Raw genomic sequence first — 12,517 nt, 5'->3', positions numbered from 1 at the left:
ACCGATGCGATCAGCAGGCCGACGGGGCCGCTAATTCATTGGCCCGAGACGACGCGAGACGATCGCCACCCGATCAAATTCGAACGAATTTTTTATTTCCCGGGGTGGGCCTGCTGAGAGCGTGCCCGGTGCCAGCGCGCCAGCAACCCCTCGGGCACCTCTTCCGCGGTGAGTGCGAAGACCAGATGGTCCCGCCAGGCCCCGTCGATGTGCAGATAACGGGGCCGGAGCCCTTCCTCGCGGAATCCGAGTTTCTCCACCACCCGGCGGCTCGGACCGTTCTCGGGGCGAATGCAGACCTCGATGCGGTGCAGTCCGACGGCGCGGAAGCAGTGGTCGACGACGAGCGCCACGGCCGTCGGCATCACCCCGCGGCCCGCGACCGCCTCGTCCACCCAGTAGCCGACGTGCCCCGAGCACATCGAGCCCCAGGTGATCCCGGCCACCGTCAACTGCCCCACCAGGCGGCCCTGGTACTCGATGACGAACGGCAGCATCCGGCCCGCCCTGGCCTCGGCGCGCAGATGCCGGACCATCTGCCGGTAGGTCGGCCGGTGCGCTGTCGGGCCGCCGGGCGCGGGCGGCGGAATGGTCGCCTCCCACGGCCGCAGCCAGTCCCGGTTGCGCCGGTTGACCTCGCGCCAGGCCCGCTGGTCGCGCAGCCGTATCGGCCGGAGGACGACATCGCCGTCCACCAGCTCGACGGGCCAGGATGGGCTGTTCAGCTCGCACCCCCACTCGGTCTGGGGCGGTCCTCGCGGACCGCGGCCCCGCCGGCGTCGGCCCGGGGGTGGTCCCCGCCGCGGATCTGGTCGACGGCATGGACCAACAGGGGCTCCAGGACGGCCAGTCCGTCCCTCACCCCGCCGGTGGACCCCGGCAGATTGACGATCAGCGTGCCGCCGGCGACTCCGGCCAGTCCCCGGGAGAGCGCCGCCGTGGGCACCTTCTCCCTTCCGAACGCCCTGATGGCCTCGGGAATGCCCGGCACCTCGTAGTCGATCACCGCGCGGGTCGCCTCGGGGGTGCGGTCGGTCGGGGATATGCCGGTGCCGCCGGTGGTCACGATCACGTCGTAGCCGGCGCGCGAGCCCGTCCGTAGCGCGTTCTCCACCGGGTCACCGTCCGGGACGACCCACGGTCCGTCGACCGCGAAGCCGAAGCGGGTGAGCGCCTCCGCGATCAGGGGGCCGCCCTTGTCCTCGTACACGCCCGCGGCCGCGCGGTTCGACGCGGTCACCACCAGGGCCGAGTACGGCGCCGCGAGGGCGCCGCCGGCCGGCGGCCCGCCCGGTGCCGTCATGCCCGGCTCCAGTCGCCCGACTTCCCGCCCGTCTTCTCCTCCACGCGCACGTACGTGATCACCGCGCCCTTGTCGACCGCCTTCACCATGTCGATCACGGTGAGCGCCGCGACACTGACCGCGGTGAGCGCCTCCATCTCGACACCCGTTCGGTCGGTGGTCTTCACGGTGGCCGTGATCTCCACGGCGTCGTCCGCGACGGACAGATCCAGCTTCACACCGGACACCGCAAGCGGGTGACACAGCGGGATCAGGTCCGGGGTGCGTTTGGCGCCCATGATGCCCGCGATGCGCGCGGTGGCCAGCGCGTCGCCCTTGGGGACGCCCTCGCCGCGCAGCAGCTCGATCACGCGCGGCGAGACCAGCACGCGACCGCTGGCACGTGCGGTGCGCTCGGTGACGTCCTTCCCGGAGACGTCGACCATGCGGGCCGCCCCCGCGTCATCGATATGGGTCAGTCTGTCCTGCGAACTCATGTGCTGCGGCACTCCCGGTCCTGGCCCGGCACACGGGCCTGCTGTGCGCGACACGGTACCGCCAAGTCGCCCCGGGCATCGGATCAAGGTCCACGGACCGGACAGGTGCCGCCGTCAGCCGAGCAGGACCACCTCCACCTCCGTGCCCGGCTCGACCGATGTGTCGTCCTCGGGGACCACGATCAGGGCGTCCGCGTGGGCGAGGGCCGCGATCAGGTGGGAGCCCGCGCCGCCCACCGGGGTCACTGTGCCGTCGGCGTACGTGCCACGCAGGAACTGCCGGCGGCCCGCCGGCGACGTCAGCGCCTTGTCCGCCTTGAGGACGGCTCTGGTCCGGGGGCGGTGCACATCCGGCAGGCCCATCAGGGTGCGGATCGCCGGGCGCACGAACAGTTCGAAGGAGACGTACGACGACACCGGGTTGCCCGGCAGCGCCAGCAGCGGCGTGCGGTCGGGGCCGATCAAGCCGAAGCCCTGGGGTTTGCCGGGCTGCATGGCCAGCTTGCGGAACTCGACGCTGCCGCCCGCCTCGTCCGCGTCGCCCACGCCGGACAGCGCTTCCTTGACGACGTCGTACGCGCCCACGCTCACGCCTCCGGTGGTGACCATGAGGTCGGCCCGGACGAGCTGGTCCTCGATGGTGGAGCGCAGCGTGTCCACGTCGTCGGCGACCGCGCCGACCCGGTAGGCGATGGCGCCGGCGTCCCGGGCGGCGGCGGTCAGGGCGAAGCTGTTGGAGTCGTAGATCTGGCCGGCCGCCAGTTCCTCGTCGGGCTGGACCAGTTCACTGCCGGTGGACACGACGACCACGCGCGGGCGCGGGCGAACGCGTACCGTGCCGCGGCCGATCGCGGCGAGCAGCGCGATCTGCGGCGGCCCGAGGATGGTGCCGGCCGCCAGGGCGAGGTCGCCGGCCTGTACGTCGCTGCCCTTCGCGCGCACGTGCGCGCGTGCCTCGGCCGGGCGGTGGACCCGCACCTGCCCGGTGGCCCCCTCGGGCGCGAGGCTGCGGGCACGCATCCCGGAGACGGGGCCGCCGCCCAGCCCGCCGTCGGTCCACTCCACGGGGACGACGGCCTCGGCGCCGGGCGGCAGCGGGGCGCCGGTCATGATGCGCACGGCCTGCCCGGGCCCGACGTGCAGCAGGTCGGCCGCGCCCGCCGCGACGTCGCCGATCACCGTGAGGACGGCCGGGAACTCCTCGCTCGCGCCCGCGACGTCCGCGACCCGCACCGCGTACCCGTCCATGGAGCTGTTGTCGAACGGCGGCAGTGACAGGGGCACTGTGACGTCGTCGACCAGGACGCAGTCCTGGGCCTCGAGCAGGTTCAGCTCGATCGGCTCCAGGGGGCGGACGGTGGTGAGGATGTCCTCCAGATGTTCGTCCACCGACCACAGGCGGTCCTGGCCGGTGGTGCGGGTCGCGGCGGCGCTCAAATCGCTACATCTCCTCGGCTACGAAGCTGCGAAGCCAGGTCCGGAAGTCCGGGCCCAGGTCTTCACGTTCGCATGCGAGTCTGACAATGGCACGCAGATAGTCGCCACGGTCGCCGGTGTCATAGCGGCGGCCCTTGAAGACCACTCCGTGCACCGGGCCGCCGACCTTCTCGTCCGCGGCGAGCTGCTGGAGGGCGTCGGTGAGCTGGATCTCGTTGCCGCGGCCCGGTTCGGTCTTGCGCAGGATGTCGAAGATGCCCGGGTCGAGGACGTAGCGGCCGATGACGGCGTAGTTCGACGGGGCGTCCGCCGGGTCGGGCTTCTCCACCAGGCCGGTCACCTGGACGACGTCGCTGTCCTCGGTGGTCTCGACGGCCGCGCAGCCGTAGAGGTGGATCTGCTCGGGCGCGACCTCCATGAGCGCGATGACGCTGCCGCCGTACTGCTCCTGGATTTCGATCATGCGCTTGAGCAGCGGGTCGCGCGGGTCGATCAGGTCGTCGCCGAGGAGGACCGCGAAGGGCTCCTGGCCGACGTGCGGGGCGGCGCACAGGACGGCGTGGCCGAGGCCCTTGGGGTCGCCCTGGCGGACGTAGTGCATGGTGGCGAGGTCACTGGACTCCCGGACCTTCGCGAGCCGCTCGGCGTCGCCCTTCTTCTCCAGGGCCGACTCGAGCTCGTAGTTGCGGTCGAAGTGGTCCTCGAGGGGGCGCTTGTTGCGGCCGGTGACCATCAGTACGTCGTCGAGCCCCGCCGACACGGCCTCCTCGACCACGTACTGGATCGCGGGCTTGTCGACGACCGGCAGCATCTCCTTGGGTGTGGCCTTGGTGGCCGGCAGGAACCGGGTGCCGAGGCCGGCAGCGGGAATGACAGCCTTGGTGATCCTGGGGTGCGACTGAGTCATGTCCGCAACGATATCCGGTGGGTATGTGCGGTAACTGTGGCTTCGATTAATCCGCTCTCATATGAGCGCATTGTGAACGAGGAGGCCGCTGACCTGTGGGTCCCATGGAACGCCAGGCAGATCCTGACAAGCGAATGTTGCGGCGAGGCTTCCTCGCGGTGAGGAGCGGATTGACCGCCGATGACGTGCGGGAAGCGGCGACGGCGCTGGCCGAGCGCGCCCTGGAGCTGCCGGAGCTGGCGCACGCGCGCACGGTCGCGGCGTACGTCTCCGTGGGGAGCGAACCCGGCACGCTCGCGCTCCTGGACGCGCTCCGCGCCCGGGACGTGCGCGTACTGCTCCCGGCGCTCCTGCCGGACAACGACCTCGACTGGGGGACGTACGCCGGGCCCGAGTCCCTCGTGAGCGTGCGGCACGGCGGACGGATGGCCCTGCTGGAACCCGCGGGCGAACGCCTGGGCCCCGAGGCCGTCCGGGAGGCCGACGCCGTGCTGCTGCCCGGGCTGGCCGTCGACGCCCGCGGCATGCGCCTCGGACGCGGCGGCGGCTCCTACGACCGTGTGCTGGCCCGCCTGGAGCGCGCGGGCGCCGACCCCGCCCTGGTGGTGCTCCTGTACGACGCGGAGGTCGTCGAGCGCGTCCCCGAGGAGGCGCACGACCGCCCGGTCCACGCCGTGGTGACCCCGTCGGGGGTACGCCGCTTCCACCGCCGGCCATGAGAGCCGCCTCCCATGGGAGAACGGCCCGCCACGCGCGCGTGGCGGGCCGTTCTCACGGTGCGGTGCCCGTCAGGGCTTGAGTTCCAGCGTGTCGGTCGTGCTCTTGTCCACCGCGTTCTTCGAGAAGTTCCACGGCAGCAGCTCGCCCTTGACCCACTTCTCCGTCTGGTCGGTGTAGTGGGCGCTGTAGGCGTGGCCCGAGGCACCGCTGAGGTTGATCCACTTGGACTTGTCGAGGTCGTCCAGGTTGACCACCATCCGCATCGACGGCACCCACAGGGCGTTGTAACCGCCCGCCGCGTTCCAGCCGGTGGCGTTCACGGTCGCCTCGCCGCCGTCCAGCTTCCAGGGGCCGCGGTTGAGCATGTACTGCAGTATGCCCGGGCCGTCGGTGCCCAGGGTCTGGTTCTTCAGGAACAGGCGGTGCAGTCGGCCCCAGCTCCAGGTGTCCATGTCCTTGCCGAGCTTGGCGACCAGTTCCCAGGTCGCGTCCTTCATGGCGCGCCCGAACAGCTCGTCACGCGTCGTGGCGGCCGGGTCGGTGCGCGTCGCGGGCGTCTGCCACCAGTCGTTCTTCTCGTCGTCGATGATGTTGCGCACCACCTCGAACCAGCGGTCGCCGCCGTCCGGCTGCGCCTGGTCCGCCTCACGCTGGCCGCACTCGCGCACCTTGCGGTCCTCGTCGGCCGGCCCGGTGGAGTCGGCGGGCTCCACCCACAGGCACTGGCCCTTGACCCGCAGCTCCTTGGGCAGCTTGTTGCCGAAGGCCAGCTTGAGGATGTTGCGCCAGACGGCGTTGAAGTACGCGGCCGCCGCCGAGTCGGAGTCCTGGGTGTAGTCCCAGCCCTCCAGCAGCTTCTGCGCCGCGCGGACGTGCTTGTCCGAGACGTCGATCTTGAGCAGCTTGGGCACCAGCAGCTTGGCGATCTCGCTGCTGTTGTCGAGCTGCATCTGCCGCATGTCCTCGGTCGAGATCTTGCCGCCGCCCTTGATCTTCGACTCGATCAGGTCGGTGATCCGCTGGCTGCGCGAGCCGTAGCCCCAGTCCGTGGTGAGCGTGTAGGGGTACTTGTCCTTGTCGATCACGGCCTGGTTGGCGGTGACGATGTACCCCCGCTTGGGGTTGAACTCATAGGGCAGCGCCGACTGCGGGATGTAGCCGGTCCAGTCGTACTTCGAGTCCCAGCCGGGCGCGGGGATCGAGCCGTCGTCGCCCTGCGCGCGCGTGGGGATCTTGCCGGGCAGCTGGTAGCCGATGTTCCCCTGGGTGTCGGCGTAGATCAGGTTCTGCGAGGGCACGTCGAAGGAGCGGGCCGCCTGGCGGAACTCGGTCCAGTTCGACGCCTTGTCGATCTCCAGGACGGCGTCCATGGTGGTGCCGGGGTCCAGCGCGGTCCAGCGCAGGGCGACGGCGTAGCCGTCGGCGCGGTCGGGGGCCGCGGTGTCGACGGTGGCCTTCTTGCCGACCTTGACGAGTTCGTCGTCGCGGTCGGACAGCAGCGGACCGTTGTTCGTCTCACGGACGACGATCTTCTTCGAGTCGCCGCCCGCCACCTTGATCGTCTCGGTTCGGCTGGTGAACGGCACGACCTTGCCGTCCCTGAGGTAGCCGTCGCCGGAGAGCTTCTCCAGGTACAGGTCGGTCACGTCGACGCCGGAGTTGGTCATGCCCCAGGCGATGTTCTGGTTGTGTCCGATGACCACGCCGGGCATGCCCGCGAAGGTGTAGCCGGTGACGTCGTACCCGCACGTGCTGGAGACGGTCGTGCAGTGCAGGCCCATCTGGTACCAGACCGACGGCAGCGAGGCCGACAGGTGCGGGTCGTTGGCCAGCAGCGGCTTGCCGGTGATGGTGTGGCTGCCGGCGACGACCCAGGAATTGGAGCCGATGCCGTGGCCGTTGACGCCGACGGCGGTCGGGACGTCGGCCAGGACGTTCGTGAGACCCGCCAGCTGACTGCGCAGGGACGAAGAGGAAGCGGCCGAGTGGGAGGCCGACGTCCCGGTCACCGACCGCGTGCCTGTGGCGCCCGTCGAGCCCGCTCTACGCGTGGTGCCCGTCGAGCCCGCCGTTCCCGTGGCCCCCGTCGAGCCGCTCTGCTCGAACGCCTTGGTGACGGCGTTGTACTCGCCCTCCTGGACGATCGGCTTGTTGCGGCTGTACGGGTACTCCGGGTACAGGTCCGCGATCTGCTTCGGGCCCAGGCGGCTGGTCATCAGGGAGCGGTCGATCTCGTCCTGCATGTTGCCGCGCAGGTCCCAGGCCATCGCCTTGAGCCAGGAGACCGAGTCGACCGGGGTCCACGGCTCGGGCTTGTAGTCGTTGGTCAGGCCCAGGGCCGCGTACTCCAGGGAGATCTCCTTGCCGTCCTTGCCCTTCAGGTAGGCGTTGACTCCCTTGGCGTACGCCTGGAGGTACTTCTTCGTGGAGGCCGACAGCTTGGTGTCGTACTCCTTCTGCGCCACCCGGTCCCAGCCCAGGGTGCGCAGGAACTCGTCGTTCGTGACCTGGCTCTTGCCGAACATCTCGGACAGGCGTCCGGACGTCATGTGGCGGCGTACGTCCATCTCGTAGAACCGGTCCTGGGCCTGGACGTACCCCTGCGCCATGAACAGGTCCTCGTCGGACGACGCGTAGATCTGCGGGATCCCGTAGGCGTCCCGCTCGACGTCGACGGGACCCGACAGGCCCTCGAGGGTGATCGTCCCCTTGGTCTGCGGGAAGGAGGCGCGCACGGTGCTGACGGACCAGTAGCCGCCGTATCCGAAACCTCCCACCAGGGCCACAACCAGGACGATCACGATCAGTCGGGCTCTGCGCCCCTTCTTCCTGCCGGACTTGCCGGGCTTCTGGCCGGAAGAGGCGGTGGTGTTGGGGGGCATCGCTGTCCTTGCTGTCCTAACACGAGCGGCAGGGCGGGCTGTGCTTTCTACTGAGCGCTGGAGCAACCATAGGCGCAGGGCCCGGACCGCCTTGACGCGGAGTCGGGAACCAGCCCGGACTGGAGTTCGATCATGCGACCCGAAGCGTCAAGAAAGCGTCAAGAGTTAGGTAAGCTAATGAAGTAGTCGGAGTGAAGTCCGCCCCAGCACCGGGCTTCGCGTGCTCGGATCGTGGCGTCGCATCGCGGCCCACGGATTGGCGAGAAGGGAACGGCCGCTGACTGTCCACCACCTCAACCAGCTCCTGCTCCTCTGCTCGCTCGTCCTGCTCGTCGCGGTGGCAGCGGTTCGGATCTCGTCGCGCAGCGGCCTGCCCAGCCTGCTCGTCTACCTGGGCATCGGCATCGCCATGGGCCAGGACGGATTCGGCATCCGCTTCAACAACGCCGAGCTGACCCAGGTCATGGGATATGCGGCCCTCGTCGTGATCCTGGCGGAGGGCGGTCTCGGCACGAAGTGGAAGCAGATCAAACCGGCCCTTCCGGCGGCCTCCGCGCTGGCGCTCGCCGGCGTGGCGGTGAGCGTCGGTGTGACCGCCGCGGGCGCGCACTACCTGAGCGGTCTGGAGTGGCGGCAGGCGCTCATCATCGGAGCGGTGGTGTCGTCGACCGACGCGGCGGCGGTCTTCTCGGTGCTGCGGAAAGTGCCCCTCCCCGCGCGCGTGACAGGCGTTCTGGAAGCCGAGTCCGGCTTCAACGACGCACCCGTCGTCATCCTCGTCGTCGCGTTCTCCGCGGCGGGGCCGATCGAACACTGGTACACGCTGCTCGGGAAGATACTCCTGGAGCTGGCCATCGGCGCCACCATCGGCCTCGCGGTGGGCTGGCTCGGCTCCTGGGGGCTCAGGCACGTGGCACTGCCCGCCTCCGGCCTCTACCCGATCGCGGTCATGGCCATCGCGGTCATGGCGTACGCGGGCGGCTCGCTGGCCCACGGCAGCGGCTTCCTCGCGGTGTACCTCGCCTCCATGATGCTCGGCAACGCCAAGCTGCCGCACTGGCCCGCGACCCGGGGTTTCGCCGAAGGGCTCGGCTGGATCGCCCAGATCGGCATGTTCGTCCTGCTCGGTCTGCTGGTGACCCCGCACGAACTGGCCGACGACGTGCTGCCCGCCCTGGTCATCGGCATGGTGCTGACGATGGTGGCGCGTCCGCTGAGCGTCGTGATGAGCCTCGTGCCCTTCCGGATCCCGTGGCAGGAGCAGACCCTGATGTCGTGGGCCGGGCTGCGCGGTGCGGTGCCCATCATCCTGGCGACGATCCCCATGGTGAACGGCGTCGCCGGCAGCCGCCGCATCTTCAACATCGTCTTTGTGCTCGTCGTCGTCTACACCCTCGTCCAGGGGCCGACCCTGCCCTGGCTGGCCCGCACGCTACGCCTCGGCGAGGGCCCCGAGGCCGCGGACCTCGGCATCGAATCGGCGCCCCTGGAGCGACTGCGCGGGCATCTGCTGTCCGTCGCGATCCCCGAGGGGTCGCGGATGCACGGCGTCGAGATCAGCGAACTGCGTCTGCCGGCCGGAGCCGCGGTCACCCTGGTCGTCCGGGAAGGAAAATCGTTCGTTCCGCTGCCGTCGACGGTGCTGCGGCGCGGGGACGAGCTGCTCGTGGTCGCCACGGACCAGGTCCGCGACGCGGCGGAGAGGCGTCTGCGGGCCGTCGGCCAGGGCGGCAAGCTGGCGGGCTGGCTGGGGACGACCGGGAACGGCGCGCCGGGGCGTTGAGGGCGCCTTGGTGAACGGTGCGTTTCGTACCGTTCACACCGCCGGGAATCCCAGGTCCGTCACCGGACGGTGCTCTGTTTCACAGGCGTCCTGCGGGCTGCCCCTGTAGAATCCAGGCGCACCCTGATCGAACCAACTCTGCCTGACGCAGAGCTGGCGCGACCGTATGGCGGCCGGGCGCCCTTCCTTCCGTAGGGGCCGGTATCTACCGCAGTCCGCGCAAGAGGACAGCTCTCGGCGCGCATCCGCGCTACCAGGCAGCGGAAAGGCACGGGCCGTGGCATCCACGGTCACCTCCAAGGCGTCCCGTCCGGGTTACGGGCAGTTGCTGCGCACCCGTGGCGCCTGGACGTTCCTGCTCCCCGGCTTCGCGGCGCGTCAGCCGTTCGCGATGCTCACCCTCTCCATCGTGCTGCTCGTGCGGCACACCACCGGCTCCTACGGGGCCGCGGGCGCCGTCGCGGCGGTCACCGGTGTGTCCATGGCCCTGTTCGCGCCGTACAGCGGCCGTCTCGCCGATCGCCACGGCCAGCGAGCGGTGCTGCTGCCCGGCGTCCTGGTGCACACCCTGGCAGGCGCCTCGCTGACCGCGCTCGCGCTCGCCCACGCCCCGCTGTGGGCCCTGTTCGCGGCGGCCGTCCCGACCGGCGCCTCGGTGCCGCAGATCGGCCCCATGGTCCGGGCCCGGTGGGGCGTGAAGCTGAAGGACTCGCCCCTGATGTCCACGGCGGCCGCCTTCGAGTCGGTCACCGACGAGCTGACCTTCGTGCTCGGCCCGCTGCTGGCGACGGCCCTGTGCACCGCCGTGGCCCCGGCCGCGGGCCTGCTCACCGAGGCGGCGCTGACGCTGGTGGGCGGTGTGCTGTTCGCGGCGCAGAAGCGCACGCAGCCGGCCGTCGCCGCCGTCACGCACGCGCGCGTGGAGCACGCGTCCGCCCTGCGCGTCCCCGGCGTGCGGGTGCTGATCGTGAGCTTCCTGGGCATCGGCTCCGTCTTCGGCGGCATGCAGGTCTCGCTCTCGGCGTTCAGCCAGTCGATCGGCGAGCCCGGCCTGAACGGCGTCCTGTACGGCGTCTTCGCCGCCGGCAACATGCTCTCCGGCATCGTGTGCGGCGCCATCGCCTGGAAGGTCGCCCCGCGGCGGCGCCTCGTCATCGGCTACACGGCCCTCGCGCTGGCCGCCTCCGCCCTGTGGACCGCGCACTCGGTGGCCGTGCTGGCCGGACTCGGCCTCCTCGTGGGCATGTGCATCGCGCCCTCCCTGATCACCGGCTACACCCTGGTCGAGGGCCTGGTGCCGGACAGCGCCCGCACCGAGGCCTTCACGTGGCTGACCGGCGCGGTCGCGCTCGGTCAGGCGGCGGCGGTCACGGTCGCCGGGCAGCTGGAGGACCGGCTGTGGACCGGCGCCGGCTTCCTCGTCCCGATGGCCGGTACGGTACTGGCGCTCGTGACCCTGCTGTCCCTGCGGTCATGGCTGGTCACACGGCCTTCCGGCCGCACCGTGGCACGTGGCGTCGGTCACCGCGCGCCAGTGACGGTGGACTGATCCCGCGGAATAGGTCACTATGGATCGTCGTTAGCACTCATTGAGTGAGAGTGCCAGGAGGAAGACAAGTGCCGACCTACCAGTACCAGTGCACCGAGTGCGGCGAGGGCCTCGAGGCGGTGCAGAAGTTCACCGACGACGCCCTGACCGAGTGCCCCAACTGCGGTGGCCGCCTGAAGAAGGTGTTCTCCGCGGTCGGCATCGTCTTCAAGGGCTCCGGCTTCTACCGCAACGACAGCCGCGGCTCGTCGTCGAGCAGCAGCCCGGCGTCGTCGAAGTCGTCGAGCTCCTCCTCGTCGTCCGACTCCGGCTCTTCGTCCGCGCCGTCCTCATCGTCCTCGTCGTCGGGCACCACCTCCTCCGCCGCGTAGGCACCTAGGTCCGTGCCGCGGGACCCCGCCGTCGCACGACGGCGGGGCCTTTCGGGGTTTCCGGACTCGTCCGGAGCGGCGGCTCGTCGAGTTCTCCCCCACCGGCTCGCACACCCGTCCGGTGAAGCTACTGTGCTCGCCATGACGAACGCGGAGATCGGTGTCATCGGCGGCTCTGGCTTCTACTCCTTCCTCGACGACGTGACCGAGGTCCGGGTCGACACCCCGTACGGGGCTCCCAGCGACTCCCTCTTCCTCGGCGAGATCGCCGGCCGGCGGGTCGCGTTCCTGCCCCGCCACGGACGCGGCCACCATCTGCCACCGCACCGGATCAACTACCGCGCCAACCTGTGGGCGCTGCGCTCCGTCGGCGTCCGTCAGGTCCTCGGACCGTGCGCGGTGGGCGGACTGCGCCCGGAGTACGGGCCGGGCACGCTGCTGATCCCCGACCAGCTGGTGGACCGCACCAAGACCCGGGTGCAGACCTACTTCGACGGGCTGCCGCTGCCGGACGGCACCGTGCCGAACGTGGTGCACGTGTCCCTGGCCGACCCCTACTGCCCGACCGGGCGGGCGGTCGTGCTGAAGGCCGCACGCGGGCGGGACTGGGAGCCGGTGGACGGTGGCACGCTGGTCGTGGTCGAGGGGCCACGGTTCTCCACCCGCGCGGAATCGTTGTGGCACCAGGCGCAGGGCTGGTCGGTGGTGGGCATGACCGGCCATCCCGAGGCCGCGCTCGCCCGGGAACTGGAGCTGTGCTACACGTCGTTGACCCTGGTCACGGATCTGGACGCGGGCGCGGAGACCGGGGAGGGCGTCTCGCACGACGAGGTGCTGCAGGTGTTCGCGGCGAACGTGGACCGGTTGCGGGGCGTGCTGTTCGACGCGGTGGCCGCGCTGCCGGCGACCGAGGAGCGGGACTGCCTGTGCGTGAACGCGCTCGGCGGGATGGACCCCGGGTTCGAGCTGCCGTGACGGGCGGGGCCCGTCCTGGCGGAGTCGGCCGTGCCGGGCAGAGCCCGTCCTGGCGGAGTCGGCGCGACGGGAGGCACCGGTCATGGCGGGGTTGAGTCGGCCGTGACGGGGCGG

11 protein-coding genes are annotated in these 12,517 nt (G+C 70.7%); 5 read left to right on the top strand and 6 right to left on the bottom strand.

The features are described from left to right. Positions 1-92: 92 nt before the first annotated feature. The 5 genes from ACFYZJ_RS35645 to galU form a co-directional block, all read right to left on the bottom strand. Complete coding sequence (locus ACFYZJ_RS35645) at positions 93-695, bottom strand: GNAT family N-acetyltransferase (protein WP_388575491.1); 603 nt, start codon at positions 693-695, stop codon at positions 93-95. Positions 696-721: 26 nt separating this feature from the next. Next, positions 722-1,303 (bottom strand): molybdenum cofactor biosynthesis protein B, encoded by a 582-nt coding sequence (locus tag ACFYZJ_RS35640; RefSeq protein WP_388575489.1) that lies wholly within the window; start codon positions 1,301-1,303, stop codon positions 722-724. Beyond that, on the bottom strand, positions 1,300-1,779 hold the full coding sequence (moaC, locus tag ACFYZJ_RS35635) for a cyclic pyranopterin monophosphate synthase MoaC (protein WP_388575486.1): 480 nt from the start codon (positions 1,777-1,779) through the stop codon (positions 1,300-1,302). Before moaC ends, ACFYZJ_RS35640 begins: the two co-directional genes overlap by 4 nt. Before the next feature lie 114 nt (positions 1,780-1,893). Continuing rightward, positions 1,894-3,216, bottom strand: coding sequence for a gephyrin-like molybdotransferase Glp (glp, locus tag ACFYZJ_RS35630; protein WP_388575483.1), 1,323 nt, complete (start codon positions 3,214-3,216; stop codon positions 1,894-1,896). Positions 3,217-3,220: 4 nt separating this feature from the next. After that, a complete protein-coding gene (galU, locus tag ACFYZJ_RS35625) occupies positions 3,221-4,123 on the bottom strand; it encodes a UTP--glucose-1-phosphate uridylyltransferase GalU (RefSeq protein ID WP_388575480.1) in 903 nt (300 codons plus the stop codon). 134 nt (positions 4,124-4,257) lie between these two features. Between galU and ACFYZJ_RS35620 the strand changes: the two genes are divergently transcribed. Continuing rightward, positions 4,258-4,842, top strand: a complete 585-nt coding sequence (locus ACFYZJ_RS35620; RefSeq protein ID WP_388575477.1) for a 5-formyltetrahydrofolate cyclo-ligase — start codon at positions 4,258-4,260, stop codon at positions 4,840-4,842. Between the two features lie 69 nt (positions 4,843-4,911). Here the strand turns inward: ACFYZJ_RS35620 and ACFYZJ_RS35615 are convergent, their stop codons facing one another. Then, complete coding sequence (locus ACFYZJ_RS35615; RefSeq protein WP_388575474.1) at positions 4,912-7,725, bottom strand: penicillin acylase family protein; 2,814 nt, start codon at positions 7,723-7,725, stop codon at positions 4,912-4,914. Between the two features lie 256 nt (positions 7,726-7,981). Here ACFYZJ_RS35615 and ACFYZJ_RS35610 point away from each other — a divergent pair, with 256 nt between their 5' ends. The 4 genes from ACFYZJ_RS35610 (at position 7,982) to ACFYZJ_RS35595 (ending at position 12,403) form a co-directional block, all read left to right on the top strand. Further along, the gene (locus ACFYZJ_RS35610) at positions 7,982-9,508 is read left to right on the top strand and encodes a potassium/proton antiporter (RefSeq protein ID WP_388575472.1); all 1,527 of its coding nucleotides are present in this window, start codon (positions 7,982-7,984) and stop codon (positions 9,506-9,508) included. Positions 9,509-9,785: 277 nt separating this feature from the next. Continuing rightward, entirely contained in the window at positions 9,786-11,057 is a 1,272-nt protein-coding gene (locus tag ACFYZJ_RS35605; protein WP_388575469.1) for an MFS transporter, read from the top strand. A gap of 68 nt (positions 11,058-11,125) precedes the next feature. Next, complete coding sequence (locus tag ACFYZJ_RS35600; RefSeq protein ID WP_388575467.1) at positions 11,126-11,428, top strand: FmdB family zinc ribbon protein; 303 nt, start codon at positions 11,126-11,128, stop codon at positions 11,426-11,428. Between the two features lie 141 nt (positions 11,429-11,569). Then, a complete protein-coding gene (locus ACFYZJ_RS35595; RefSeq protein WP_388575465.1) occupies positions 11,570-12,403 on the top strand; it encodes an S-methyl-5'-thioadenosine phosphorylase in 834 nt (277 codons plus the stop codon). Positions 12,404-12,517 lie beyond the last annotated feature (114 nt).

Origin of the sequence: Streptomyces sp. NPDC001848, assembly GCF_042891915.1 — a bacterium.
GTDB lineage: Bacteria > Actinomycetota > Actinomycetes > Streptomycetales > Streptomycetaceae > Streptomyces.
This window is presented reverse-complemented; position numbering and strand designations above follow the sequence as displayed.